Source organism: Sphingomonas sp. 22176, from assembly GCF_052045505.1.
In the GTDB taxonomy this organism is placed as follows: domain Bacteria; phylum Pseudomonadota; class Alphaproteobacteria; order Sphingomonadales; family Sphingomonadaceae; genus Sphingomonas.
In genome coordinates this window covers 32733-59132 of sequence record NZ_JBQEPL010000007.1, presented here as the reverse complement: position 1 = coordinate 59132, position 26400 = coordinate 32733, and the positions used below count along the sequence as shown (strand labels likewise).

Genomic DNA, 26400 nt, shown 5'->3' with positions numbered 1-26400 from the left:
CAGGCGGAAGTGGTCGCGAAGGTGGGGGATCTGGTGGCGTATGCCACAAACGACAACGCCGCCCTCACGGGCGGCGTTGTCGTTCTATGGGATTGGTTGCGGGGGCATGCAACCACCTTAACTTGTTGTCTCGCACCTCATGGCATACCGGCTGAACTGCCTAAACGGTAATGGAAGCTCCCCCCCTACGCTTGCTGTCATGCTGCAGCGCGCCAGGGCTCGCCTCCCCTCGTCGGCAGCGAAAGATTTACCAGCCGGTGATCGTCGGCCCGTTGGGTGCCTACATCGTCGCCTCGCCGATCATGCCTTCTGTTGATCGAAGCATTGCATCACGGTGATCAATTTTTTGCCGCGCTCGATACAATGGCCCGAACAAGCTTATTAATACATGATTTCAAACACAATTGTTGCGTCGGAGCGGCGTCGATGCGATTTCGATTACACTAATCCAATAGTTCATTTTCCTGCACCTCCCTCTTCCCGATAAGTCGCTCGCCGGAACGAAACAGCGAGACGGGAGCGAACATGAAGTTTCGAATGGTGGTTGGGATAGCGGCAGCGCTTGGAGTTGCTTCGGCAGGCCAAGCCCAGACGGTTCAGACCCGCGACACCGGGGCACCGGTAGGCGACAACCAGAGCAGCCAGACTGCTGGCGAGGACGGGCCGGTTCTTCTCGAAGACGCAAGGCTGATAGAGAAGCTGCAGCGCTTCGATCGGGAGCGTATCCCCGAACGAGTGGTGCATGCCCGCGGCACGGGCGCGCAGGGCGTGTTTGTCTCAGATATCGACTTCTCCAATTACACCAGGAACACCGTCTTCGCTGCCGCTGGCAAGCAAACCCCGGTTTTCGTGCGCTTCTCTACGGTCATGCCGTATCGCGGCTCTGCCGAAGCGGCTCGTGACCCCCGGGGCTTTGCCGTCAAATTCTACAGCGATCAGGGCAACTGGGACATTGTAGGGATCAACTTTCCGGTCTTTTTCATCCGGGACGCCATCAAGTTTCCCGATTTCGTGCACGCGAACAAGCCGTCGCCGGTCACGAACATCCAGGACCCCAATCGGGCCTTCGATTTCTTCGCCAATATCCCGGAGTCGACGCATGTCCTCACGTGGCTGTACACAGACACGTTCGGCATGCCGGCCAGCTACCGCACGATGGACGGCTATGGCGTGCACGCCTTCCGTCTAGTCAATGCGCAGGGCACGCAGGTGTTCGCAAAGTTTCACTGGAAGAGCCGGCAGGGCCTGAAGGGCATGACCCTCGAACAGACGCGTGCCGCCGATGCCGACTATGCGACGCGCGATCTTTACGACCAGATCCGGGCCGGCAATTTCCCGAGCTGGGACCTCTACGTCCAGCTGATGCCGGCGGAGAGGGTTGGCCAACTTAGTTACGACGCCTTTGACGACAGCAAGATCTGGGAGGATGTGCCGGAAGTGAAGCTCGGCACGATGACGCTTAACAAGGTGCCGGATAACTATTTTGAATATAGCGAGGAGTCTGCCTTCGCCCCATCAAATCTGATACCCGGCGTAGAAGCCTCACCCGACCGGATGCTGCAAGGCCGATTGTTCGCCTATGCGGATACTCAGCGATACCGTCTGGGCGTCAACTTCGCGCAAATTCCCGTGAACCGTCCACTGGCCGCTGTAGCAAACAACAATCAGGACGGGTTCATGGCTGCGAGCGGCCGCAATGACGACATCAATTATGAGCCTTCGCTCGCTAAGCCCACGCCGCGCGCCGATGCGCAATATAAGGCGGCTGAATACCCGGTCGGCCCCACTGCGCAGATCCGTGCCATCAGCAAATTGGATAATTTCCGACAGGCCGGTGCGCTCTACCGCTCGTTGACCGCCGCCGAGAAGGAGCATCTGGTTAAGAATCTGGCGTCCGACCTCGGACGGGTGAAGAGCCCGGAGGTTCGTCGACTGATGGTTGGGCACTTTTATGCCGCAGATGCGGACTATGGAACGCGCCTCGCCAAGGCAGTGAACGTGACTGTGGAGGACGTTCGCCAGACGATGGCGGCGCACCCCGAGCAGTTCCCGAACCAGCAGTAACGCAGAAGCGGCAAAGCCCCGGCGTCATCTGCGGTGCCGGGGTCCACTACACTAGGATTTTGAGATGTTTCGATCTTTGTTGACCATTGCGATGTCCATGGCCGTGGCCGCCCCCTTGCCCGCATCCGCGAATGGGCAGGCAGCGCAAACCCCGCTGACAAGCGCGCGAGCGCAGGAGCTGCTGTTTGATGCGGCTCGGCTCGGCCGTACCGATCTCATCCCCGCGCTGGTTGCCGCAGGCGCCGATGTGAATGCATATGATCCTCGAGGCTACACGGCGCTGATCCTCGCTGCATATGACGGAAATGCGGACACGGTAGAGGCCTTGCTGAAGGCGAAGGCAGACCCCTGCAAGCCCGACGCGACCCAGGGCAATACCGCACAAATGGGCGTTGCCTTCAAGGGCTTGGACGCGCTCGCAGCAAGGCTGCTCTCCACTGGCTGTGCGGTTGATGCCCGCAACAAGCAGGGACAGACGGCGCTCATGATGGCAGCGATGTTCAACCGCAAGGCACAGATCGACCTTTTGCTAACTGCCGGCGCCAAAACGGACCTTTCCGACATGGAAGGAAGGACCGCAGCGTCCGTCGCCCGAGCACAAGGCAATGACAGCTTAGCGGCCAAACTGGAACATTGAGGCCATCGCCGCACCGCGCAGGGCAGTTCAGGCAAGCCTCGGCCTGAATTGCCCCGGCGTCGCGTGCGCCAGCTTTCGCATCATTCGTCGCAATGACGTGGCGTCGGCATAGCCCAGCTCGGCTGCGACCTGCTCGATCGACAACCCTCTGTCCTGAAGTAGCTGGCGAGCGCGATGGAGGCGCACGCTCTGGAAGATTGCAGAGACATTCCCGCCGGTCTCACGCTTTATTCGTCGGGAAAGTGTCCGACCGGACATACCGAGCTCGGCCGCGAGTTGGGTAATCGTCGGTGGGTCGGGTAGTGCTGCTTCGAAGGACGCAGCCACCTTGCTGACCAGATCTAGCCTTGCCCCCGATGCTCGCGCGGCCGGCCGAGGCGCTTCAAGTCGCCGCCCATCCACAATCATAGTCGTGGCAACGGCTTTCGCCAATGCCGGCGGGAAGTGTGTCCGCAGGAGATGCAGCATGAGGTCGAGATGGGCGAACGCAGCACCGGCGGTCACGATGTCGCCATCGACGACGACGGTCTGTTCGACATCGACCACGCAATCCGGCTGCAATTGCTGGAGATACTCTCCCAGCCACCATGTCGTCGTCGCGCGCCTGCCACGAAGCAACCCGGCCTTGTGCAACAGCAAAACGGCGGAGCATGCGCACGCCACCGTTCCGCCGCGCCGCACGTGCAGGCGTATCGCCTCGGCGGCCGTGACCGCATCCGGTTCCGACATCCGAGCCGCAGCAGACTCCACACTGTCGGTCTCAAGGCCCGCAACGAACCAGATAGAATGGTCCGGAGTCTGATCGTTCTGCGCCAGCGCCGTCGCTTCGATCTTCATGCCGTTGCTCAACGTGACCATCGGGTGCGACGAGACGACGTTCCACCGGATCGGCCCGCAGCCGCAAGACGGAGCCAGCCGGGCTGCCGTCGACATAATGTCTAGCGCAGCAGCCACGCCAGATGCGAATGCGCCCGGAAGCGCCAGGATGGTAACATCAATCATCGGCCGATCGCGCTCGTAAAATGGCCAGGATGGCCCTCGTGAAATCGAGCACGCTGTAGTCCACTGCGCACGTGCCGACGGAGGAAGCGATCGATCCTGCGGCAATTGCCCCCCCCGAGAAAGCGATGGAATCATGAAGAAGAGACCGCTCGACGCCTATGATCCGCTCGAAGATTTCGAGGCCAGGAAAATCACCGAACTCGATACGACCAAGACCGTGCATGTCTCCGGCAGTGGCCCAGCGGTGATCGTCATTCCGGAAGTGCCCGGGATCAGCCCGCACGTCGCACGGTTCGCGCGCTGGACGCGCGACGCGGGGTTCACTGTTTACATGCCCTCGCTGTACGGGCGCGACGGCGAGCCGGTCGACCTGGAGGTCGGCCAGGCGATCTTCAAGCGGGTGTGCGTCAGCGCTGAATTCCGGGCGTTCGGATCGGGAGGATCGGCGCCGGTGACGCAGTGGCTTCGTGCCCTGGCACGAACGGCGCATGAAGAATGCGGCGGCCCTGGCGTGGGTGCGATCGGCATGTGCTTCTCGGGCAATTTCGCACTCAGCATGATGCTGGAGCCGGCGATGTTGGCCCCGGTCCTGTCCCAGCCCGCCCTCCCGCTCGACGATGAGGCCGGGTTGCAGATCGCACCGGAAGAGCTCGAAGCGATCCGGGAACGCTTGGACCATGAAAACCTCTCGGTTCTCGCCTATCGCTTCGACGGGGACCGCTTCTGCAAGGCGGAGCGATTCGCAGCCTATGAGAGGGCGCTCGGGGAGCGCTTCATTGGCCGTGTGCTCCCCGACAGCGCCGCCAATCGCGACATCCCCGAGTTTTTCGAGAAGGTGGTGCAGACGCCCCACAATGTCGTGACCGTTCACCTGATCGACGCGGAGGGGCAGCCGACGATGGCCGCTCGCGATGAAATCCTTCGCTTCTTTGCACAACGTTTGCTCGAGGTGCGTTGACGATCGACTACGGAATGATCGCCGCCGGGGTGGTGCAGTCTTCACAGCCTCCCGCGGCGCCGATCTTCGCTTAGCTTGAGAATAGGACGCTGGGGTAAGGTCACGGGTTGCAGCCTCGCCCACAGCGTTTCCGAACCTTCGCTGGCAGACCGCTGTTCCCAGCGATGCAGCCAGTCCTCCGCACTACGGATCCGCGTCGGATGTATGTCGTCGAGCAGCTCATAGTCGCGGGTGATGATGTCGTGCTTCCATAGGTTCCAGAACCCGGTGAAGTTGTCGCGAAAGCTCATCGTGCTCTCGTCTGAGGGATCTGCGTTATAACCAGCGGGCAGGTCTGCGACGGCGGCGAGTGGTGCGAAATAGTCATCCAGGCTGGTGTCCACGAACCGGGCGGGATGACCGGTCACGCGTTCGAAGGCTGTGGCGAGGTCGCCATAGCGAACATGCTCGATTGCAACTTCGAGGTTCATGCCGTTGGCACGCTCCGGGTGATCGAACAGCCAGCGCACATAGTGGCCGCAATCTTCCAGCGCGACATGGACCACGGCGCCGGTCCCCAGCGGCACGCGCCAGGTCAGCACGCCGTCTTCGACCCGGGGCGTCATCGGGGTCTGCGCGGAGAACGCCATCTCCATGTAGGGTCCGGTGGTGAACAGCGCGGCACCCATGCGGTCGCCGTTCACCCGATTCTGTGCGAGGATCCAGTCGCCGATGCGCCCCTTGCCGTCATAATGACCGGTGCGGAACATCGATCGGTAGCCCGACTTTTTAAGGCCGTAGTCCAGGTTCCCATAGACAAAGAACCTGACGCCCTCCTCCAATGCGATCTCGTAGCTGCGGATCGCCCAGTACATCTCCGTCCGTTCACCGGCATTGAAGCCGTCGATATTAACGAATGCACCATCGCAAGCGCGAAACCCCTCTCGAAGGGTGGCCTCGTCGGCGAAGGTGCCTTCTAGCAACGCGACATTGCCCATCTCGCGCAGCGCTCGGGCGCGCGGCGCGCTGCTATCGCGCGTAAGTGCGACGACTTCGTAGCCTCCGTTCGAAATCAGCCCGCGCACTACCGGCATACCCTGCGCTCCCGTCGCACCGACAACAAATATCTGAGAAATCCCAGCCATTTCCCAATCTCCTGCGCTTGCCTTTCCGTAGTAGCTCTCATAATCAGAGTCTATAACTCTTATGATAAGAGTCCATCGGCTCTGCCGGGGTGAGAACGAAGAAATGCGATCAAAGGGTTTTGAGGGAATGGCCTGTTCGATGGCCGAGGTGATGGGCGCGCTAGGGGATCGCTGGGGAGCGCTCGTCATGCGCGATCTGCTGCTGGGGCTCACGCGCTACGAGGACCTGCGCCACTCGACAGGCGCAACCAACGCCACATTGGCCGATCGGCTGAAGCAGCTGGAACGATCTGGCCTCGTCGAACGGCGGGAATATCAGGTCCGCCCGGTGCGACACGAATATCTGCCGACCGAGAAGGGCCGCGATCTCAGCTTGCTGCTGCAGGCGATGGTGCAGATCGGCGACAAGTGGCGCCACGAGCAGCACGAAGAGGCCCCCTTGCACATCGTCGACGCGCAGACCCGCCGTCGCTTGAAGCTGGAACTGGTAGACATGGAATCCGGCGCCACTCCCTCCTCCGGCGCAATCGCGCTTGAGGCAGGTCCTGGGGGTGACGCGCACATGCAATGGCGGCTCGCCCGTGGCGAGGCGGAGCGGGCCCGGCGAAGCGAGCGCCTCGCCAATTGAGCTCCCGTCCAAAGGAACACCCGAACATGATTGACTTGTTGGAACGCGCCATCGACGCTCATGGCGGCTGGAAGAGATGGCAGGCGATCCGCTCCATTACTGCCAGACTGACGACCGGCGGGGCACTGTGGGACATCAAGCGCCCAGGCTTCCTAACGGACCGCGAAATCATCGCCGATCGCACCACGCAGCACCTCTCCTTCGCTGTGGACGGCGGGGAGCGCCTCCTTTTCACGCCCTCACGCGTCTGGGCCGAGGATCGACACGGCGCGGTGCTGGAATCTCGCGACGATCCTGCCGCAGCCTTTGCCGGACAGACACTGGAGACCCCATGGGACCCACTGCACGCCACCTTTTTCAGCGGCGAAGCTTTGTGGACCTATCTGACACAACCGTTCCTCTATGCCTATCCAGGCATGATCGTGGAGGAAATCGCGCCATGGGTTGAAGCAGGGGAGACGTGGCGGAGCCTGCAGGTCACCTTCCCCGACACGATCGTCAGCCACACGCGAACCCAGATCACGAGGTTTGGCCCCGACGGGCTGATCCGTCGTCACGACTACACAGTGGACATTCTGGGCGGCGCGCGCGGCGTCAACTATGCGCACGACTATCGAAGCTTCGACGGGATTCTGGTTCCGACGCAACGCCGCGTCTTCGCCGCCGACGACGCTTGGCAGGCAGTGCGTGATCCGCTGCTCGTCTCCATCGATATCGCCGACATGCGCTTCGAGTAATGGCGGCGATCTCCCCAAATCGCCGCCTCCGCCTGCAACGGTCGCTTGCGCTCCTGCTGATGACGCTGAGCCTCGCCCCGCCGGCGCCGGCAGCGGCCGCAGGGACGAAACACCCGTCTGCTCTCGAGAATGCGATCCTTTGCCGCTTCAATGCTTTGTTGAAGGCGGAAAATGCGCAGGACCTGCCCGCCACCCGCGCGCTGTTCCGCGTCTCCGAGGACACGCTTTTCGTCGGCAAGACGCCGCCTGGTGCGGCCGAAAGCTGGGGCGGCTTTTGGGGCGAGGCGGCGACTACGCAGATCAGCGCGCTTTGGCATGCCGGCGGCTTCGCCGTTGCCGAGCGCGCGTCGCCGCGTGTCACACGCCTTGGGCATGGCGTCGTGCAACTCTACGCACCGGTGTCGATCCGTGTCGCCTATGCAGGCCAGAGCGGCAAACCGCGGCCATTCCTCCTGATCCTCGATTGGGTACGGGAACGAGGAATTTGGAAAATCGCCTCCGACATCGCCATCCCGGCGGGCTGATACTTCTGGAACATCAAGACTTTGCACCAATATGTGCAATTGCACACCTGTAAGGAATTCACGCATGAAAATTGATCTGAACGGCAAGACGGCGCTGGTGACGGGATCCACCGAAGGCATCGGCTTCGCGATCGCGAAAGGACTTCACGCCGCCGGGGCCGAAGTGATCGTCAACGGTCGCACCGAGCAGAAGACGCAAGCAGCAGCGGCGAAGTTGGGCGGATCGGCGCGTGGCGTTGCGGCCGACATCGGTTCGGCAGAAGGCTGCGCCGCGCTCATCGGTGCCGAGCCGCATATCGACATCCTCGTCAACAATGCCGGCATCTACCAGCCGGCGGACTTCTTCGACGCGGACGATGCAATTTGGGACCTGCACTGGCAGGTGAACGTGATGGCCGGAATGCGACTGTCGCGCGCCTATCTGCGCGGCATGGCGGATCGCCGTTGGGGGCGAGTCCTCTTCCTCGCATCCGAATCCGCCTTCAACCTACCGGTGGAGATGCTGCACTATGGTGTCAGCAAGACTGCGGACGTAGCTCTTGCACGCGGGCTCGCCAAGCGAATGGCTGGTACCGGCGTCACCGTCAACTCGGTCCTGCCAGGCCCCACCTTCACGGAGGGCGCCGCGGCGATGCTGCAGGACGCCGTAACCGCCTCCGGCAAGAGCTTCGAGGAAGTGGGTGTCGACTTCGTCACCAGTTACCGTCCGAGTTCGATCCTACGCCGGCCTGCCACGCCCGAAGAGGTCGCCAACATGGTCGTCTTCGCCGCTTCGACACAGGCATCGGCCACGACCGGGGCAGCCCTCCGCGTCGACGGCGGCGTGGTCGACAGCCTGTAATCTTGCTCGTCCCCGATAAGGAGTCCCCCCATGTCTAAGCCCATTCTCGTGACCGGAGCGACCGGTGAGACCGGTCGCTATACGGTAGATCGATTGCTCGCCCGCGGATTTGCGGTACGCGCATTGGCACACAAGGACGACGATCGCGCCGCGCAACTTCGCGCGGCGGGCGCAGAAGTGGTCGTCGGCGATCTGCTGGAGCACGACGACGTGCTGCGCGCAGTCGACGGCGCGCGCGCTGCCTATTTCTGCTACCCGGTCCGCCCCGGCCTGATACAGGCGACAGCCTATTTTGCCGATGCCGCGCTTCGCACCGGTCTGGAAGTGCTTGTCAACATGTCGCAGATCTCCGCGCGCGAGGATTCAAAGAGTCATGCGGCGCGCGATCACTGGATCGCCGAGCGGCTGTTCGATCGCGCGGGCGTGCCGGTCGTACACTTGCGACCCACCTTCTTTGCGCAGTGGTTTCTCTACCGCCACGCCAAGGCCAGCATCGTCGAGCGCGGCGAGATCGACCTACCCTATGGCGACGGACGACATGCACCGATCGCGGCGGAGGACCAGGCACGTTTCATCGCAGCGGTGCTCGCGGATCCGCAGCCGCATTTGGGCAGCACCTACACCCTGCACGGCCCGATAGAACTGTCGCAGGCACAGATCGCCGGAGCAATCGGCGAGGCGCTCGGGCGGGAAGTCCGCTATGCTCCTTCGTCGATCGACGCCTATCGCGCGCGGCTCGAGCAGGCAGGGTTGCCGGCATTCCTCATCCAGCATTTTTGCGCGATCGCGATCGATTACCAGAACGGCATCTTCGCTGGCGCAGATACGACAATTGCGACGATCACGGGCACGCCGCCGATGACCGTCCAGGCCTTTATCGATCTGCATCGGGCCGCTTTCGAGCGCCCCGCCGCAGCTTGATCGCAGCGACGTATGCGTGGGAGGCGAGTGTCCGCCTCCCACGCGGAACCTATTGCAGCACAATCAGCACGTGCCGCCGGCTGCGCTCGGACGGATATAGAGTGTACCCGACGCATAGTCGATCACGGCGCTGTTCTGGAGCATGAAGTCCGCACCCAGCGTGATGGACGCCGGAACGTTGGCGGGGGTGCCCGGCTTGCCCGCATAGATCGCCTGATCATAGATCACGGCACCGCCTACCGGCCAACGATGTCCTTCCATGCACAGCGGCACTGCGCGAGACGAAGTAAAGCTCGGCTGCACCGATCCAGCCGGCCCGCCCGCTGTTTCGCCCCGATCGACCAAGGGCAGGTTGAGCCGCTGCGCAATCGGCAGACCGATGATATTCTCCGACACGGTCGACACCAGCACCGGGTCGGCTGCGCCCGCCGTCGTACCGTCGACGGTGTAGTTGCGGCGCTCCGCGTGCCAGGTCATCCGCAACGCGAAATAGCCGCGCCCGCGAAGCTCCTCCCCGAGTTGCGCCGCATCCGCGTCGGTTTCGGCGAAGCCGAGCCGCCGCTGCGCGTAGTCGACGATCACGTGGTTGGCGCGCAACCACTGCACCCCTAACATTCCCTGCATCACGGGCTTCTGCGGCGTCTCGAAAACCGAGAGCGCGACATCCTTGTTCTCGACAATGCCTACGCGCAGCGATGCCAACGTCGTTTCCGCGCGCCCCAATGCACTGACCTTGCCGTGCGCGACAATGCCATAATGTCCCACGCTCTTGAGCTTCTTCAATCCGGCCCGCGCCGCATTCGCATGCGTCGTCATCACAAAGAAATCGGCATTTGAATGCACCATCAGCAGCAGTGGAACGCCGTTCAGCCTTGCCTGGACGAATGGGCGTTTACCCGACACCTGCCGGATAACGAACGGCACATAGCTGGTCTTGGACAGCGCAGGCTCGATCGCGCCTGCAGCCAGAGTAAAGCCACACAAGGCGGTAATGGCAAATTTCACGTCCGACACTCCTGTTCTTCCGGCAACGACCTTCACGGCCGCTCTATCGCCACCGCGGTGGCCTCGCCCCCGCCGATGCACAGCGTCGCGACGCCGCGCTTGACATTGCGGGCTTCCAGCGCGTGAAGCAGCGTCACCAACAGCCTAGCGCCGGTCGCGCCGATCGGGTGCCCTAGCGCACAGGCGCCGCCGTTGACGTTCACCCTCTCCAGCGGAAATTCGAGCTCCTTGGCCGCGACCATCACGACCACCGCGAAGGCTTCATTGACCTCCATCAGGTCCACGTCCGCCAAACTCCATTGCAGCTTTTTCAGCAGCTTGCGCACCGCTGGTGCAGGCGCGGTCGTGTACCATGCGGGATCCTGGCTGTGCGTGGCATGGCCACGAAGGATCGCGCGGATCGGCAATCCTTCGCGCTCCGCTACCGATCGGCGGGTGAGCACCAGCGCAGCTGCACCATCGGCATTGGCGGAGGCGCTGGCGGCGGTGATCGTTCCATCCGGGCGGAATGCCGGCCGCAGCGTGGGAATGCGATCGGGGGAAACCTTCAGCGGATGTTCGTCGGTGTCGATCGTCAGCGGGCCGGCCCTGGTCGCCACCGTAACCGGCGCAATCTCCGCTGCGAACTGCCCGCCAGCGATGGCCGCGCGGGCGCGGGTGAGCGTCTCCACCGCATAGGCGTCCTGCGCCGCACGATCGAAGCCATATGCTTCTGCCGCCACCTCGCCGAAATCTCCCATGGGCCGACCGGGCTCATAGGCATCTTCCAGTCCGTCGAGCATCATGTGGTCGAGCACGCGATCGTGGCCGACGCGGTAGCCCGCACGCGCCTTGGCCAGAAGATACGGCGCGCCAGACATCGACTCCATGCCGCCAGCGACGATTAGATCAGCGGAGCCGGTGACCAAGAGGTCGTGCGCCAGCATCGCCGCCTTCATGCCAGAGCCGCAGACCTTGTTGACAGTGGTGGCGCCGATCGCGTCCGGCAGCCCCGCGCGCTTCGCTGCTTGGCGGGCGGGCGCCTGGCCTTGGCCCGCGGGGAGTACACACCCCATCAGTACTTCCTGCGGGCGATCGACAGCTACGCCAGATCGCTCCAGCGCCGCGCGGATAACAACCGCGCCCAGATCAGCCGCGGGAACCGTCGCGAGGTCGCCTTGGAACCTACCGAGCGGCGTCCGAGCCGCGCCAACAATGACAATGGAGTCTTGGTCGCTCACGCTGATCTCCTGCGGAACGGAGGATGGAAGAATGGTCACGCCACCACGAGATCGTGGGTCACCGGCTCGTGGTGCTCCGGCGGCTCACCCGGGTCGCGGTCAAGTAGGGGCTGGATGCGGAACCACAGTGCGTAGAGAGCCGGTAAGAACACCAGCGTCAGCGCCGTGCCACCGATCGTGCCGCCGATCAGCGTGAACGCCAGTGAGCCCCAGAACACCGATTGGGTGAGCGGAATGAACGCCAGCACCGCCGCGAGCGCGGTCAAGATCACTGGACGCGCACGCTGCACGGTCGCCTCCACCACAGCATGATACGGATCCAGTCCTTCAGCCTCATTCTGATGGATCTGCCCGACCAGGATCAGCGTGTTTCGCATGATGATCCCGGCGAGCCCGATCAGGCCGAGGATGGCGTTGAAGCCGAACGGCTGATGGAACAGCAGCAGCGTGGGCACCACCCCCACCAGCGCAAGCGGTGCGGTGAGAAGCACCATCGCCATCGCCGACAGCGAGCGGACCTGGACGATAATCACAATCATCATCAGCACGAGCATGATCGGAAACACTGCCGCCAGCGCCTTGTTGGCCTTGCCAGCTTCCTCGATCGCGGCGGCCGTCTCGATCTTGTACCCTGCCGGCAGCTTAGCGATTACCGGCGCAAGCGCCTTGGCAACCTGAGTCGAGATTTCCGGCGGCTGGAACCGCTCGTCGATGTCGCCGCGTACCGTAATCGTAGTGAAGCGGTCTCGGCGGCGGAGGATCGGCTCTTCCATGCGGACTTCCAGACGACCGATCTGGTCGAGCGGAATGCGCTGGCCGGCACTGCCGGTGAACGTGAAGCCATGGAGCCGTGCGGGATCGAGCCGGTCCGGCCCCTCACTGCGCGCGACGACGTCCACGGCGCGTATGTCTTCGCGAATCTGGGTTACCGATACCCCGGTCAGCAGGAACTGCAGCTGCTCTGCAGCGTCATGACTGCTCAGGCCTATCGACTGGAGGCGATCCTGATCTAGCACCAGATGCACGGTCGGCACGCGCTCGCCCCAATCGGTGTTGACCTGCCGCATCGAAGCATTGGCGAGCATCACTGCGCGCACCTGCTCGGCGATACCACGAACCTTCTCTGCATCGGGGCCCATGACCCGGAAGGCGACGGGGAACGGTGAATATGGGCCGAAGACGAGCTGCGTGGCGCGAATACGCGCCTCGGGCACGAGCCCGTCAGCCGCTGCCTGCCGCACGCGCAGCTTCAGCGCCTCGCGCGTCTTCTCGTTCGGGGTCAGCACGACGATTTTCGCGAAGGAGGGATCGGGAAGCTCGGGCGCCATCGCCAGGTAGAAGCGCGGCGCACCCTGCCCGACATAGCTGGTGACGATCTTCGCCTCAGACTGCTTGCGCAGCCAAGCCTCGACCTTGGCAGTGGCAGCGTTGGTCGCCTCGATGCTCGATCCCTCGGGCATCTGCACTTCGATCAGCACTTCGGGTCGATCGGAGATAGGAAAGAACTGCTGCTTGACCGATCCCATCAGCACGAACGCGCCGATCAGAAGGGCGATCACCACCGCCAGCACCGTCTTGCGCCGGCGCACGGCGCCCGCGATCAGTCGACGGACACGCCGATAGCGCGGCGTGCCGTAGATGGCGGCGTGGCCACCCGCTACGCGGCCGATCTGCGGCAGGAGCTTGACGCCCATATACGGTGTGAACACCACCGCGACGACCCAGGACGTGAGCAGCGCGAACATCACCACCCAGAAGATGTTGCCGGCATATTCGCCTGCGCTCGACTTGGCGAAGCCCACCGGCATCAGCCCGATCGCCGTGAGCAAGGTGCCGGCGAGCATAGGCGCGGCAGTATGTCCCCATGCCCAAGTGGCGGCGCGGATACGGTCAACCCCCTCCTCCATCTTCACCACCATCGCTTCGATGATGATGATCGCGTCGTCGACCAGGAGGCCAAGCGAGAGGATCAGCGCACCGAGCGTGATCCGATCGAAGTCGCGGCCTGTGGCCAGCATGATCACGAACACCGCCGCAAGCGTGAGCGGCACCGCTAGTGCGACGACGATACCGACGCGCCAGCCCAGGCTCACCAGGCTGACCACGATCACCACGACGAGCGCGACGAAGAACTTCAGCATGAACTCGCCATACGCTTCCTGGATGTTCACCGCCTGATCGCTCACCTTGGTGAACGACATGCCGAGCGGGGTCTCCGCCGCGACCGCTTTCGCCTCCTTGGCAAGGTCTCGTCCGAGATCCAGGCCATTATACCGCTCGCGCATCACGACGCCGAGCAGCAGCGACGGCTCGCCCTGATTGCGGATTAGGAAGGTGGCAGGATCCTCATAGCCGCGCCGAACCTCGGCGACGTCCGCGAGCTTGAGCGTCTTGCCCGCGGCAATGATGGGCGTGTCCTTGATCTTCTGAAGATCGTCGAACGCGCCGTCCAAGCGCACCAACACCTGCGGCCCCTTGCTGTCGATCGACCCCGCCGGCGTAACGAGATTCTGATTGTTCAGCGCCGCGAAAATGTCTCGCGGGCTGATGCCGAGGTTGGCGAGACGCGCGTAGGAGAACTCGACGAAGATCCGTTCGGGCCGTTCCCCGATGATGTTCACCTTTTTCACGCCCGGCACGTGCAGCAGTCGCTGGCGGATGCGCTCGGCCTCTCGAACCAACAGCCGCTGCGGCTCGCCGTGGGCCTTTAGCGCATAGAGTGCAAAGGTGACGTCCCCATATTCGTCGTTGACGATCGGCGCCAACACCCCGCGCGGTAGCCGGGAAGTCTCGTCCTGCAGCTTCTTGCGCGCCTGATAGAATTCGCTCTGCACCTGGGCCGGCGGCGTCATGTCGCGGAGCGTCAATGTGGTGAAGGCCAGCCCAGGGCGGGTGAAGGTCTCGGTGCGATCGTACCAGGTGAGTTCCTGCATCCGCTTCTCCAGCGGCTCGGCCACCTGCTCCTGCATCTCCTGCGCAGTCGCACCGGGCCAGACGGTTACGAAGGTCATCACCTTGACGGTGAAGTTGGGATCCTCGGCACGGCCAAGATTGAGAAAGGCGAAGATGCCGGCGAGCGAGATGGCGATAATCAGGAACAGCGTCACCGCGCGTTCCCGGACCGCGATCGCGGATAGGTTGAAGCCGCTCACTGTGCGGTCGCTCCAACGCGGACGATCTGGCCCTCGTGCAGCAGATGCGCACCAAGGGCGACGAACCGATCGGCAGACCGCAGACCCTCTGCGACCGTCGCAGTCTCCTCACCGATCGCCGCTATACGGACCGACCGCCAGTGCACTTGGCGTGAGGCGCTGTCTAGGATCCACAGGCCCGGCCCCTGCCCGCGATCGAACACAGCAGCGATCGGCACCTGAACACCGTGCAGCGCTTGCGGCGACGAGATCGTGACGGAAACAGTCGCTCCCAGGGGCGCGCGGGCAGCGTCGCCGCTCAGCACGTAGCGCGCGGAATAGGTGCGGGTTGCCGGGTCGGCCGCGTTCGAAAGCTCGCGCAGGCGGGCTTCGGCCTGTTGTCCCGTCCGGAAAAGCTGGGCTCGCGCCGCCGATCCGATCGGGGGGCGCACCGTCTCGGGCAAAGCTACCAACGCCTCGCGTGGCCCAGCATGTGCGAGCTTGACGACCGGCTGGCCAGCGGCAACCACCGCGCCCGGCTCGGCCAGTGTCTGCACCACGACGCCGTCCGCGTCGGCGCGCAGGACCGTATAGTCGGCTTCGTTGATTGCGACCCGCGCCAGCGCTTGTGCCGCGCGCAGCTCTGCACGGGCAGAATCGGCTGCAGCCTTGGCCTGGTCATACGCGGAGGCGGACACGGCACCGGCCGAAACGAGGTCGCGGTACCGCCGCTCATCGGCGGCCGTCTGCGCAGACTTAGCTCGTGCTGCGGCGACAGTGCCCTGGCGGGCATTCGTGGCCAGCACCAAATCGGCAGGATCGAGCCGCATCAGCGGCTGGCCGCGCCGCACCAACTGCCCCGTGTCGACAAGACGCTGCACCACCTTGCCCGCCACGCGAAAGCCGAGATCGCTCTGCACCCGCGCCGTTATCACGCCGGTGAACGCGGCAGTTCCTTCCGCCGCATTCCCGGCCTGCGCGACTCGCACCAGCGGCGGCCCGGCTCGGGGATCCGGCGCCTCTGCGCCACATGCTGAAAGGGAGAGAAGGGCTAGAAGGGGAAGAGCGAAAGACGAAAGGGTTTGCGACACGGGAGCCTCCTGGATCGGCTTCCATCTGCGCGGCAGTGACCATTATGTCAAGGCGTCACTAGTCATCAGTCAACTATGGCGCCAGACTGCGCAGGATAAGAGCGGCCACTTCCGTGGCCGCTTCGGCTGCGTCGTCCAGACCATATTGGAGAATCAGCGGGTTGGTGAATGGCTGCACCACACGCAGGATCGCGCGACACACCTCGTCCTTCGGCGTCTTACGCTCGAATTCCCCGGTTGCGCGTCCTTCCTGAAGGATCGCTTCAAGCCGCGCTCGTAGTCCGTCCCCATAGCGAACCGTTGTCTGCCATTTCTCCGCAGAGGAATAAGACGCTATCTCGTACAGCTTGCGATCTTCAAAGAAGAGTCGCACCCCTTGATTAGCAACGACACCTATAAGGCGCCGCATCTTTTCCGTGGCACTAGGCGCATCGGCGAGAGCGGAATCGACCGCATCGAGAATGATTGAAAGGAAATTCCAGCAGATTGCCTCGCCAATCGCCTGCTTGGAGCCAAAGAACTTGTAGATATAGGCCTTGGAGAACCCGATTTCACGAGCAAGGTCGGAAACGGTGGTCTTGTCATAGCCATAGCGGCTGAAATGCTCGCCCGCCGCGGCAATGATCTGCTGGCGCAGGCGCGCCGCGTTTTCCGTCCGATCGGACGCCTGGGGTTCCACATTGTTCATGCGAAGGCTGATAGGACAGCCTGCCCAGCTTGACAACGAGTGTCTAAGATGGAATTTGGTCACGATCATTGACCGAGGACGACATGCGAACCCTCTCCCTCCCGTCGAGAAGCCTAGCGCTGTGCGCGCTCCTCTCCGCTTGCGCCGTCGGCCCGAACTACAAAAAGCCAGACCTGGCCGCGCCGCCCTCCTTTGTGAGCACGCAGGTGCCGGATGGTGCCGCTGCGCCTCGTGCCGACTGGTGGAACGCCTTCGGTGATCCCATGCTCACCACCTTCGTCGTCAGGGCGGAAGCCCAAAATCTCGATGTAGCCCAGGCATTGGCGCGCGTTCGCCAAGCCCGAGCTGGCCTTCAGCAGGCGACGGCCGCGCTGCTACCCTCCGGTACCGTCTCCGGGCAGGCGGCCACCGCGCATCTTTCTACCGATACGCCGACGGGGCGTATCGTCACCCAGGTTGCCGGCGCTGGCCGCGATCTGGAGACGTACGAACTGAATGCGAATGCCGGGTGGGAACTAGACCTGTTCGGCGGCCTGCGGCGCGGTCGCGAAGCAGCGGTCGCCGACTATCAGGCATCGCGCGCGGGCGTAGCCGCGGCCCGGCTGAGCGTCGCGGCGCAGACGGCTGATACCTATGTGACCATTCGCGGGCTGCAGGCGCGCCTGGCGATCGCGCGCGATCAGGTCGAAACGCAAAGGCGCCTCGTGCAGACAGTCGCGCTGCAATACGCCAAGGGTGTCGCCGCCGAACTGCAGCTGCGTCAGGTCGAAGGCGCGCTTGCCCAGATCGAGGCCACTGTGCCGGTGCTCGAAAATGCGCGCGACGTGGCATTGAATGCGCTCGATATCCTGCTCGGCCAGCAGCCAGGGACATGCAGGCGGGAACTGGCGAAGGTCCAACCGATCCCCTCCGTTCCCGCGCTTGGGGACATCGGCACGCCGGCCGATCTTCTACGGCGACGGCCGGACCTGATTGCGGCCGAGCGCCACCTCGCGGCATCCAATGCGCGGATCGGCAGCGCCATCGCCGAGTACTTCCCGAAGCTCTCCATCGGCGGCCTGATCGGCACGGCGACCACCACCACGAGCACATTGTTCACCGGCGGCGCGTTTCAGGCGCAGGGCGTGGCGGGCCTGCGCTGGCGGCTTTTCGACTTCGGCCGCGTCGATGCGGAAATCAAGGTTGCGCGCGGACAGAACGCCGAGGCGCTGGCCGTCTATCGGCTAAGCGTGCTGCGCGCCTCCGAGGATGTCGAGAACGCACTGTCCGCACTGTCCCGGCGATCGCAGCAGCAGGAGACGCTGGCTGGCGGCGAGCGCGCCCTTGCGCGTGCGCGGGACGCATCCTTTGCTGCCTACAAGGGCGGCGTCGTCAGCCTGATCGAAGTACTCGATGCCGACAGCCGCCTTCTTGGCACACGGGATGCCCGCGCCCAGGCGCAGACCGAGGCGGCTCGTGCCGCCATCGCCACTTACCGCGCGCTCGGCGGCGGCTGGGACATACTGGGCCCTACGGACGGAAGGATCTGAATCATGGCAAGCACCAGCTTTCGTGCGATCGGCTATACGGAGGCGCGCGCCGGACTGCCGCTCGTCGCCTTCGATCACCCGATCCCAGTGCCCGGTGCCGGCGAAGTCCTCGTGCAGGTGTTGGCCTCGTCGCTCAACCCGCTGGAGTACAAGCTCGCCGAACTCAACTTCATGGGTCGCGCAGCGCCAGTGCCCCTCGGCTTTGATCTAGCCGGGTATGTCGCGGCGGTGGGGCCTGGCGTCGAGACCTTCGAAGTTGGCGATCCGGTGGTGGCAATGGCCGATTGCGACGGCGACGGCGGCTGGGCGGAAGGCGGTGCGGGCTATGCCATCGCCCGCGCCGCTCTCACCGTACGCAAGCCGAGTGCGCTCAGCTTCGCAGCAGCAGGCACGCTGCCGGCCTGTTTTCTTGCCGCGCACCTGGCGCTTACGGAGCATCTTGCGGGCGTGCAGTCGATCTATATTCCGGGTGGCGGTGGCGGTGTCGGGCACCTGGCCGTGCAGATCGCCAAGAAGGTGTTCGATGTGCCGCTGGTGATCAGCAGCGCCGGCCGAGCAGACTCGCGCACGCTGGCGGAAAAGTCGGGCGCCGATATCGTGTTTGATCGTCAATTACAGGATATCCCCCGCGAGGTTGCGGGTCTTACCGCCGGACAGGGTGTCGATTTTGTGTTTGACGCGACCTATAGCGAGGTCGGCTTCGTCGAAACCGCCGGGCTGGTCCGCCGCGGCGGTGCTTGGTCAGTGCTGGGCGTTGGCCCGGGCCGTACGACCCGCACCAGCGAGACGAAGAGCCCAGTCGCGGACATCCTCGCTGCGCGGGAAGCGACACTGCTCAATGCCAATGTGCTCAGCTTTTTCAGCACGCCGGCATCCGACAGGGCTCAGCATTTCGCGCCACTTGAAGCCGGCATGCGCGATCTCGCGCGCTGGACCGCACTTGGGCGGGTCACGCCGCATATCGGCGCCACGCTGCCGGGAACAACCGAGGCGATCAGCCGCGGCCTCGCGGAACTGAAGGCGGGGACTGCACCAGTCGGCAAGATCGCAGTGCAGCTTGGGCACAGCGCAAGGCAATGACCCCTGCCCTGCGTTCGTGGCGCGGACGCTCAGTCCGCCGCCACGACATGGTCGCTGGGTGCCGGGCGCTTGCAGAACCACAGGATCGCTATGAGTGCGAACGAAACCCAGCCGCACAGCCAGAAAATGTCAGTGGCAGAGAGCAGATAAGCCTGCTTGATGACTTCCTGGTAGAGCAGCCCAATGCTCTGCGCATGCGAGACACCCCGCGCGCCGAGATCGAGCTGATCGCCGGGCCATCCCGCGCCCTGCGTCGACATCGCCTCCACCAGCGCCGTCTGGTGAAGCGCTTCGCGTCGATCCCAGAAGGTCGTGACCAGCGAAGCTGCGAAGCTGCCGGCGGTGATCCGCGCGAAGTTGGACAGGCCGCTCGCCGAGGCGAGCTTTTCCGGCGGAATGCCGTCCAGCGAGATGGTCAGCAGCGGCACGAAAAACAGCGCTGTGGCAACGCCCTGAACGAAGAGCGGCAGCGCGAGCGAGAGAAAGTCAGCATCCGGCGTGTAGTTCGCGCGCATCAGGAAGGAACAGCCGAAGCAAAGAAAGGACAGGCTGGCGCCCAACCTCGGGTCGAGCCGCAGCCGCCCGGCAAAAGGCGTGGCCAGCACCGCCAGCAGGCCGCTGGGTGCTGCGACCAGTCCCGCCCAGGTGGCGGTGTAGCGCAAATGCTCCTGCAGCAGCAGCGGCAGCAGCAGGTTATTTGCGAACAGCAGCGCATAACCAAGGCAGATCGACAGCGAACCCAGCGCGAAATTGCGACTGCGGAAGAGGCGAAGATCGACGGCCGGATGCGCGTCGGTCAATTCCCAGACGATCCACAGCGCAAAGCCGACCACCGCAGAGATCGCGAAGGCGGTGACGAGCGGGTCCTCGAACCAGTCACGGTTCTTGCCGAGGTCGAGCACGATCTGCAAACTGAACACCCAGAAGGCAAGCAGCGCCAGGCCGACCGTATCGACCTTCAGCTTGCGGGTGCTTTCGGCCATGCCAGCCAGGTTTCGGCGGGTGATAAACGCAGTAGCGAGGCCGAACGGCACGTTGATCAGGAAGATCCAGCCCCAAAAATAGTTGTCCGAGATATAGCCGCCGAGCACTGGCCCCAGCGCTGGCGCGGACAGGGTCGTCGCCGACCAGATCGACAGCGCAAGGCCGCGCCGCTGGGGCGGAAAGACCGAGATCAGCAGCGCCTGGCTACCCGGGATCATTGGCCCGGAAACCCCGCCCTGCAGCACTCTAAACAGGATCAGCGAAGGCAGGTCCCAGGCGATGCCGCACAAAAAGGACGCCATCGTGAACAGGATCACCGAGGTTACGAAGGTCCGCACCACGCCATAGCGCTGGGTGAACCATCCGGTCAGCGGCACCATCACCGCATTGGCGACGGCGAACGAAGTGATGATCCAGGTCCCATCATCGGTAGAATGGCCCAGATTGCCGACGATGGTGGGAAGCGAGACATTGGCGATCGAACCGTCGAGCACCTGCATGAAGGTGCCCAGCGCCAATGCGACGGCGGTGACGGCAAGCGCAGAGCCCGCCAGGCTCCCAGCCGCGCCCTGCGTCTTGGTGTCGGTATCCATTATTCCTCGGAAGAGTGCGGGAGTGGCGACCTGATTGGTCGGCGGCACCAGACGTACGCAGAGCCTTCCACTTCGTCCAAAACCTTTGCGGTTCTGGCCGCAACTTGTTGGGTAGAGCACTGATGGAATTACGGCAGCTCCGCTATTTCCTCGCAGCCGCGCGTCATCTGAACTTCACGCGCGCCGCGCGGGAGGTGCATATCGCGCAGCCGCCCTTCGGCCGACAGATCGCTGCACTCGAGGCGGAACTGGGCACCCAGTTGCTGAGCCGCGAGGCGCGCGGCATGTCTCTCACGCCGGCCGGCGCTCTGGTGGCTACGCGCGCCGAAGAAATATTGGGCAGCATCCGGCGGCTGGAACAGGATGTCGCCGCGCTCCCCGGTGATGGCCGCAGCCCGTTCCGAATCGGCGCGACGCCATGGCTGCTGCACGGCAGGGTGCCTGATGGCATCGCCTATCTCCGCCGCGCGCATCCTGATCTGGAGGTGAGTCTTTCGGTTCATCCTACCGAGGAACTGGAAGCCCGCTTACGACGCAACGAGCTGGACCTGACCGTAGGAGACGAACCCAGCCAGGACCCTGCGATCGAACAGATACAGCTCCGGGAGGAGGCGTTCGTCTTAGCGGTGCCGGAGGGCCACCGCCTGCTGCTCGCACCGGCCGGCCGCGAGCCAGAGGAGGATGTTCTAATCCAGATCGAGACACGCAAGGCCTGGCGTGACGAACACATCGCCAAAGCCGTGCGCGCATTGGGCGCGCGGATCGGAAGGACACTCACGGTCACCGAGCCCGGGGCGGCGTTGGCGCTGGTAGCGGGCGGCGCCGGCGTCGTTGTGGTACCCGCGCTTGCGCGGCGAATGCACTCGCAAGGCATCGTCTATCTGCCGCTGCCAGGCATCTTTTCTCCGGTACTGTTATCTTCCCTCCGCGGAAGGAAGATGGCCATCGTCGCCGGTCTCACGAACGCGCTTCGCCGCCTGGAGGCCGAAAATCGATTCCAGGCGCCACTAGAAGCGAACACTGCTCAGGGTTCCTGACGCGCTCCGCTCGGCGGGACTCCGAAACGCGCTTTGTAGGCTCGGCTGAATGCCGCATCGGAATCATAACCGATGGTGCGGGCCACCACGTTCACCCGAGCGCCCTCAATCCGCAGCAGGTCGCGCGCCAGGTGCAGCCGCCAGTTTTTCAGGTAGCGAAGCGGCGGCTCACCGGTACAGGCGAGAAACCGTGCGGCGAATGCCGATCGCGACATCGCCGCCGCGGCAGCAAGCTGCTCGAGCGTCCAGGGGCGATGCGGATCAGCATGGATGGCGCTGAGCGCACGCTCGATCCGCGGGTCCGCTAGACCGCCAATCCACCCGTTTGTGCCTTCCGGCAGCGCTGCCGCCCAGGAACGCAACGTCCGCACCACTAGCACGTCAATCAATCGAGAGATCATGATGGCCGCCCCCGGCCCTGGTGCTGTCGCCTCGGCCAGCAGGAAGTGGACGAGCGGCTCAAGCCAGGCGGCATTGCCGCCCTGATCCCGAGCGATGCGGATGAAGGGCGGCAACGTGCGGAAGATCGATTCCTGCGTTCGATCGTCGAAGCGGAAGGTGCCGCTCACCAACCGCGTATCGTCGAGAGCAGCGATGGTATGGGCATCGCCCAGCGGCATCATAATCAGATCGCCTGCGGTCGCTTCGTGGAAGGTCGCATGGAGGCTCAGGGTGACGCGCCCCTCGGCCACCAAATGGAAGGATGAAGCACCGGCTGCAACCCGCGTTACCGCCCCTGCCTCCAGACTGGAGGCCGCAATGGATTCACCGCGCATCCGCAGCGGCGACAATAATTCCGACAGAAGATCGCTGCCGCGCGCGTCCGCAGACGATCGGGCACGATCTGCGGACGCACCGTCATGGGCTTCTTCAAACGGCATACGCATATTCGAAACGGACGAGCGGTGTCACGGCGATACGCCCCCAGACGATGTGCGCGGGTCGCGCAGACTGCCCCTCTTTCTTCAAAGCAAATGAAGCGCAAGGACCTTTTCGATGTTGATAATTCCTCCTTTCCTGCTCGGCGTCGTAGCCGGGCTGCGCGCGATGATGGCACCTGCCGCAATCAGCTGGGCTGCTTATTCCGGCGCGATTGATCTCACCGGCACGCCTTTGGCGTTTCTCGGATCTATCTGGGCCGCGGCTGTTCTCTCGATCGCGGCAGTCGCCGAACTCATTTCCGACAAGCGCCCAACCACCCCTGCCCGCACGGTACCGCCACAGTTCGGCGCACGGATCGTGATGGGCAGCCTCAGCGGCGCATCATTGGGCGCAGCACAGGGAAGCCTTGTAGCCGGACTCGTTTGCGGTCTGTTCGGAGCGGTGATCGGCACGTTGGCCGGGCGCGCCGCCCGCGCCGCGCTTGCTAGGGCCTTCCGTGCCGACCGGCCCGCGGCGTTGGTCGAGGACTTGGTGGCGCTGATTGGCAGTGCGCTGATTGTCACAAATTTCTGGTGATCCCCTTGAATAGTGCAATTGCACATATATCTTTTCATCATGACGAGCGGATTCGGACCCGACCTCTGCCACAACTTCGCTGCGCGCCGTAGCGCGCGCAGCCTGACACGGCTGTACGACCAGCATCTCGCATCATCCGGTCTTTCTGCGTCGCAATATTCGATCCTTGCGGTGATCAGCGCGCGTGAGTCGATCACCATCGCGGATCTCGCCGAAGAAATGGTGATGGAACGCACGACGTTAATGCGCGCGCTCGGGCCATTGGAAAAGGCGCGTCTGATCGAACGGCGCCCGGTGGAGGGAAAGCGTGCCAATGCGCTCGCCCTAACAGACGCCGGCGCCGCGCGGCTGCATCTTGCGGCTCCCCTTTGGGAGGCTGCGCAACAGGCATTCGAGAAAAGCGTCGGCCCGGACCGCGCAGCCCAGCTTCGTGACTTGATCCTGGAAATCGGGTTCGAGCGATAAGACGCACTTCCTTCTACCTCATAATGTGTAATTACACACTAGCTTAGGAATTTCGAATGGGCTTCTTTCCGAAGATTCAAAGCAGCAGCGTCGTCGCTCCTGAAGTCCGCGCCGACGCCATCGATTATGTGAACCGCGTCAACTGGCTGTTCGAGACGTGGGACCTGGAAGGCGCAATCACCGCCTTCACGCCCGACGCCTGGGTATATCATTTCCACGGTTCGCTCCACGGCGAAGCGGAAATCCGGCACTTCCTAAGCGAGGTATACCCCTATCTCATCCCGGGCGTCAGCCGACACGCCTCCAATCATATCGTGGATGTCGAAGAGACCGGACTGGTTGCGGTGCGCTACCAGAACCTGTTGGTCCGCTATGCGACCCTGGAGGATGCTCCCAAGCTGGGCGACGGACAGGTGCAGGAGAGCGAATTGCTGCCTGCGCTGTGGCTATACTCGCCGATGCTCGATCGGTTGAAGAAGACCGACCAAGGCTGGAAAATCGCCGAGCGATACATCGGCGGCTCCACCACCAACATGATGCTGACGCCGGTCGATACCTCGGCGGCGGCCGTTGCCCCGTATCTCCCTAAGCCTTGAGGGGACATCTCTCCCCTCGCTTGATTTCGCCTTCAATCGGAGATCCACAATGAATATCCAAGGTACAGTCGCCTTCGTCACGGGCGCCAACGGCGGCATCGGTCGCGCGCTCATCACTGAACTGCTCCGCCGCGGAGCGGCGAAAGTCTACGCCGCTGGGCGTTCGCACGAACAACTCGCCCAGCTTGTTGCCGAAGGCGGTGGCAAGGTCGTGCCAGTCCTTCTGGACCTCACCGATCCGGCGCAGATCGAGGCGGCAGTTCGCACCGCGAGCGACGTACGTCTGCTCGTCAACAATGCTGGCGTCTGCGAAATGACGGGTGTGCTCTCCGAAGGCGCCGATGCCGCCGCGCGCCGCGAGATGGAAGTGAACTATTTCGCGCCACTTGCACTGTCCCGCGCGTTCCTGCCCGTGCTGAAGCAGGCTGACGAGGCCGCCGTCATCAACATCCTGTCGTTCCTGTCGCTGGTCACCATGCCGAAGATGGGCACCTACTCCGCATCCAAATCGGCCGCACTGGCACTGACGCGCAGCCTGCGTGCCGAACTCGCCGACCAGTCAATCGCCGTCGTGGCGAGCATGCCCGTGCAGGTTGACACGGCGATGGGAGCCTGGTCCTCGGACGCCAAAGTCGCGCCCGCCGAAGTGGCTGTCGAAACGCTCGATGCGCTGGCCGAAGGTCTCGATGACGTCTTCCCGGGAGAACCGACCAAGGGTCCGGCGGCGATGTTCGCGTCTGATCCCAAGGGCCTGCAGGCCTATATCTCCACGGTTTTGCCCTGAAATGCCGCAGACGGTCCCGCAGCCGCCAGCCCTTGAGCTGATCGGCGCCCGCACCGGCAACTGCCTCAGGGTGGCAATCGCAATGGAAGAGGCCGGGCTAGTTTATGCAGTCCGGCGACTGAACCTTCGGGACGGGGAGCAGCGCTCTCCGTCCCACCTCCGGTTGAATCCCGCCGGCAAGGTTCCGACGTTGATCGATCGACGTGGGCCCGAGACGCTCACGATCTCACAATCAAACGCCATCCTGCTGCACCTTGCCCGCACCACATCCGGGCTGTTGTTGCCGGAGGATCCTTCACGACATGCGCTGGCGCTGGAACGCTTTTTCTACTTCGTCACGGACGTTATCGGACCAAGCCACGCGGCGTTTCGTGCGCGTCAGCTTGGTGACGAAGACGCGGCAGACCATCTCGACGGGGTTGCGGTCGCGGCCCTCGCGGCAGCCAATGCCTTTCCGGCACCGGGCGGCTACATGGCCGGCGATGAGGTAACGCTCGCCGACATTGCTGCGTTCACCATCTCGGGCTCCTACCGTACTGTGCTGGATGTCGGAAAATTTGCCAACTTCGTTGCCTGGTACCAGCGGATGGGGACCAGGACGGCCGTTCAACGTGGGATGCGCGCCTGGGATTGACGGCTCGGACGAAGCCGTCACCGCCGCCCCTCACCCCGGAATGAGACCGCTTGCGCGGTAGGACTGGATCGCCCGGTCGTACATCGTAGCGTCGCTTCGTCCGCGCGCGACAAGTTGCGCGCCTTCGATAGCCGCGAAAATCGCGATTGCCCGGTCATGCCGGGCATCCGCACGCAGCTCCGGCAGCAGGCTTTCCAATCGAGACTCGAGCCACGCGACGTTCATGTCGGTGAACCGCGACACTTCGACACGCACTTGCTCCGGCAAATCATGCTGCTCCGCCGCCATGATGCCGCACAGGCACATCCGGTTGTCGTCTTCCAGCGCTTTACGGAAAATCGCCAAATACCCGTCAAAGCAGCCAACAGCCGAGTCGCAAGCCGACAGCTCGTCCAGATAAGCTTTGCCCTGCGCAGTATAATCGCGGGCGAGCTCTGCTCCGAGATCACCCTTTGTCGGGAAATGGTAGTGGATGCTGGCGCTTTTCACACCAATTTCCTTGCCGACTTCGCGGAAGCTCAACGCGTTATAGCCGCGCGCCTGCACCGCAGAGCGGGCCGCCTTCAGAATCGCCAGTCTCGTATCGGACATCATCAATCTCCCTATCGACTGATAGATAGACATTGACTCTGCTCACAACAACGCTAATTGTCTACCTATCGATAGATA

Annotated in this window: 26 protein-coding genes; 16 read left to right on the top strand and 10 right to left on the bottom strand. The window is 63.5% G+C overall.

The window, feature by feature from the left end:
• Positions 1-525 precede the first annotated feature (525 nt).
• Together ACTJKY_RS18220 and ACTJKY_RS18215 are read left to right on the top strand one after the other, a co-directional pair.
• The gene (locus ACTJKY_RS18220; RefSeq protein WP_440847516.1) at positions 526-2064 is read left to right on the top strand and encodes a catalase; all 1539 of its coding nucleotides are present in this window, start codon (positions 526-528) and stop codon (positions 2062-2064) included.
• A 97-nt stretch (positions 2065-2161) separates the two neighbouring features.
• A complete protein-coding gene (locus ACTJKY_RS18215; RefSeq protein WP_440847515.1) occupies positions 2162-2701 on the top strand; it encodes an ankyrin repeat domain-containing protein in 540 nt (179 codons plus the stop codon).
• Positions 2702-2728: 27 nt separating this feature from the next.
• Here the strand turns inward: ACTJKY_RS18215 and ACTJKY_RS18210 are convergent, their stop codons facing one another.
• Positions 2729-3703, bottom strand: a complete 975-nt coding sequence (locus tag ACTJKY_RS18210; RefSeq protein ID WP_440847514.1) for a GlxA family transcriptional regulator — start codon at positions 3701-3703, stop codon at positions 2729-2731.
• A 133-nt stretch (positions 3704-3836) separates the two neighbouring features.
• Between ACTJKY_RS18210 and ACTJKY_RS18205 the strand changes: the two genes are divergently transcribed.
• Positions 3837-4661: a dienelactone hydrolase family protein gene (locus tag ACTJKY_RS18205; RefSeq protein ID WP_440847513.1), complete on the top strand. Its 825-nt coding sequence runs from the start codon at positions 3837-3839 to the stop codon at positions 4659-4661.
• 41 nt (positions 4662-4702) lie between these two features.
• Here the strand turns inward: ACTJKY_RS18205 and ACTJKY_RS18200 are convergent, their stop codons facing one another.
• Positions 4703-5785, bottom strand: a complete 1083-nt coding sequence (locus tag ACTJKY_RS18200; protein ID WP_440847512.1) for an NmrA family NAD(P)-binding protein — start codon at positions 5783-5785, stop codon at positions 4703-4705.
• A gap of 139 nt (positions 5786-5924) precedes the next feature.
• Between ACTJKY_RS18200 and ACTJKY_RS18195 the strand changes: the two genes are divergently transcribed.
• The 5 genes from ACTJKY_RS18195 to ACTJKY_RS18175 all read left to right on the top strand — a co-directional run bounded on the left by ACTJKY_RS18195 (position 5925) and on the right by ACTJKY_RS18175 (position 9436).
• Positions 5925-6413 carry a winged helix-turn-helix transcriptional regulator gene (locus ACTJKY_RS18195; protein ID WP_440847511.1) on the top strand — a complete coding sequence of 163 codons (489 nt, stop codon included), beginning with the start codon at positions 5925-5927 and terminating at the stop codon, positions 6411-6413.
• A gap of 26 nt (positions 6414-6439) precedes the next feature.
• Positions 6440-7150, top strand: a complete 711-nt coding sequence (locus ACTJKY_RS18190) for a hypothetical protein (protein ID WP_440847510.1) — start codon at positions 6440-6442, stop codon at positions 7148-7150.
• Positions 7151-7209: 59 nt separating this feature from the next.
• Positions 7210-7674 (top strand): hypothetical protein, encoded by a 465-nt coding sequence (locus ACTJKY_RS18185; RefSeq protein WP_440847509.1) that lies wholly within the window; start codon positions 7210-7212, stop codon positions 7672-7674.
• Positions 7675-7738: 64 nt separating this feature from the next.
• A complete protein-coding gene (locus tag ACTJKY_RS18180) occupies positions 7739-8515 on the top strand; it encodes an SDR family NAD(P)-dependent oxidoreductase (RefSeq protein ID WP_440847508.1) in 777 nt (258 codons plus the stop codon).
• 30 nt (positions 8516-8545) lie between these two features.
• A complete protein-coding gene (locus tag ACTJKY_RS18175; protein WP_440847507.1) occupies positions 8546-9436 on the top strand; it encodes an NmrA family NAD(P)-binding protein in 891 nt (296 codons plus the stop codon).
• Positions 9437-9499: 63 nt separating this feature from the next.
• Here the strand turns inward: ACTJKY_RS18175 and ACTJKY_RS18170 are convergent, their stop codons facing one another.
• The 5 genes from ACTJKY_RS18170 to ACTJKY_RS18150 form a co-directional block, all read right to left on the bottom strand.
• A complete protein-coding gene (locus ACTJKY_RS18170) occupies positions 9500-10441 on the bottom strand; it encodes a retropepsin-like aspartic protease (RefSeq protein WP_440847506.1) in 942 nt (313 codons plus the stop codon).
• A 32-nt stretch (positions 10442-10473) separates the two neighbouring features.
• The gene (locus tag ACTJKY_RS18165) at positions 10474-11661 is read right to left on the bottom strand and encodes an acetyl-CoA C-acyltransferase (RefSeq protein ID WP_440847505.1); all 1188 of its coding nucleotides are present in this window, start codon (positions 11659-11661) and stop codon (positions 10474-10476) included.
• A gap of 35 nt (positions 11662-11696) precedes the next feature.
• The gene (locus tag ACTJKY_RS18160; protein WP_440847504.1) at positions 11697-14813 is read right to left on the bottom strand and encodes an efflux RND transporter permease subunit; all 3117 of its coding nucleotides are present in this window, start codon (positions 14811-14813) and stop codon (positions 11697-11699) included.
• Positions 14810-15883, bottom strand: coding sequence for an efflux RND transporter periplasmic adaptor subunit (locus tag ACTJKY_RS18155; RefSeq protein WP_440847503.1), 1074 nt, complete (start codon positions 15881-15883; stop codon positions 14810-14812). The genes ACTJKY_RS18160 and ACTJKY_RS18155 overlap by 4 nt, the downstream gene beginning before the upstream one ends.
• A 73-nt stretch (positions 15884-15956) precedes the next feature.
• A complete protein-coding gene (locus ACTJKY_RS18150) occupies positions 15957-16571 on the bottom strand; it encodes a TetR/AcrR family transcriptional regulator (protein WP_440847502.1) in 615 nt (204 codons plus the stop codon).
• A gap of 68 nt (positions 16572-16639) precedes the next feature.
• Here ACTJKY_RS18150 and ACTJKY_RS18145 point away from each other — a divergent pair, with 68 nt between their 5' ends.
• Both ACTJKY_RS18145 and ACTJKY_RS18140 read left to right on the top strand, forming a co-directional pair.
• Entirely contained in the window at positions 16640-18100 is a 1461-nt protein-coding gene (locus ACTJKY_RS18145) for an efflux transporter outer membrane subunit (protein ID WP_440847501.1), read from the top strand.
• A 3-nt stretch (positions 18101-18103) separates the two neighbouring features.
• Positions 18104-19180: a quinone oxidoreductase family protein gene (locus tag ACTJKY_RS18140; RefSeq protein ID WP_440847500.1), complete on the top strand. Its 1077-nt coding sequence runs from the start codon at positions 18104-18106 to the stop codon at positions 19178-19180.
• 29 nt (positions 19181-19209) lie between these two features.
• Here ACTJKY_RS18140 and ACTJKY_RS18135 read toward each other — a convergent pair whose 3' ends face one another.
• On the bottom strand, positions 19210-20757 hold the full coding sequence (locus ACTJKY_RS18135; protein ID WP_440847499.1) for a DHA2 family efflux MFS transporter permease subunit: 1548 nt from the start codon (positions 20755-20757) through the stop codon (positions 19210-19212).
• Positions 20758-20879: 122 nt separating this feature from the next.
• On the opposite strand from ACTJKY_RS18135, the gene ACTJKY_RS18130 reads away from it, so the two are divergent.
• A complete protein-coding gene (locus ACTJKY_RS18130) occupies positions 20880-21794 on the top strand; it encodes a LysR family transcriptional regulator (protein WP_440847498.1) in 915 nt (304 codons plus the stop codon).
• Here ACTJKY_RS18130 and ACTJKY_RS18125 read toward each other — a convergent pair.
• Complete coding sequence (locus ACTJKY_RS18125; RefSeq protein WP_440847497.1) at positions 21782-22675, bottom strand: AraC family transcriptional regulator; 894 nt, start codon at positions 22673-22675, stop codon at positions 21782-21784. The two genes, ACTJKY_RS18130 and ACTJKY_RS18125, sit on opposite strands and share 13 nt — an antisense overlap.
• 115 nt (positions 22676-22790) lie before the next feature.
• On the opposite strand from ACTJKY_RS18125, the gene ACTJKY_RS18120 reads away from it, so the two are divergent.
• The 5 genes from ACTJKY_RS18120 to ACTJKY_RS18100 are packed head-to-tail and all read left to right on the top strand — an operon-like array spanning position 22791 to position 25731.
• Positions 22791-23252 carry a DUF4126 family protein gene (locus ACTJKY_RS18120; protein WP_141988065.1) on the top strand — a complete coding sequence of 154 codons (462 nt, stop codon included), beginning with the start codon at positions 22791-22793 and terminating at the stop codon, positions 23250-23252.
• A 39-nt stretch (positions 23253-23291) separates the two neighbouring features.
• Positions 23292-23717 carry a MarR family transcriptional regulator gene (locus tag ACTJKY_RS18115; RefSeq protein ID WP_141988064.1) on the top strand — a complete coding sequence of 142 codons (426 nt, stop codon included), beginning with the start codon at positions 23292-23294 and terminating at the stop codon, positions 23715-23717.
• A gap of 56 nt (positions 23718-23773) precedes the next feature.
• Positions 23774-24313, top strand: a complete 540-nt coding sequence (locus tag ACTJKY_RS18110; protein WP_141988063.1) for a nuclear transport factor 2 family protein — start codon at positions 23774-23776, stop codon at positions 24311-24313.
• A 49-nt stretch (positions 24314-24362) separates the two neighbouring features.
• Entirely contained in the window at positions 24363-25097 is a 735-nt protein-coding gene (locus ACTJKY_RS18105; protein ID WP_440847496.1) for an SDR family NAD(P)-dependent oxidoreductase, read from the top strand.
• Between the two features lies 1 nt (position 25098).
• Positions 25099-25731 (top strand): glutathione S-transferase family protein, encoded by a 633-nt coding sequence (locus ACTJKY_RS18100; RefSeq protein ID WP_440847495.1) that lies wholly within the window; start codon positions 25099-25101, stop codon positions 25729-25731.
• A gap of 30 nt (positions 25732-25761) precedes the next feature.
• Here ACTJKY_RS18100 and ACTJKY_RS18095 read toward each other — a convergent pair whose 3' ends face one another.
• Positions 25762-26325, bottom strand: coding sequence for a TetR/AcrR family transcriptional regulator (locus tag ACTJKY_RS18095; protein WP_440847494.1), 564 nt, complete (start codon positions 26323-26325; stop codon positions 25762-25764).
• Positions 26326-26400: the final 75 nt, after the last annotated feature.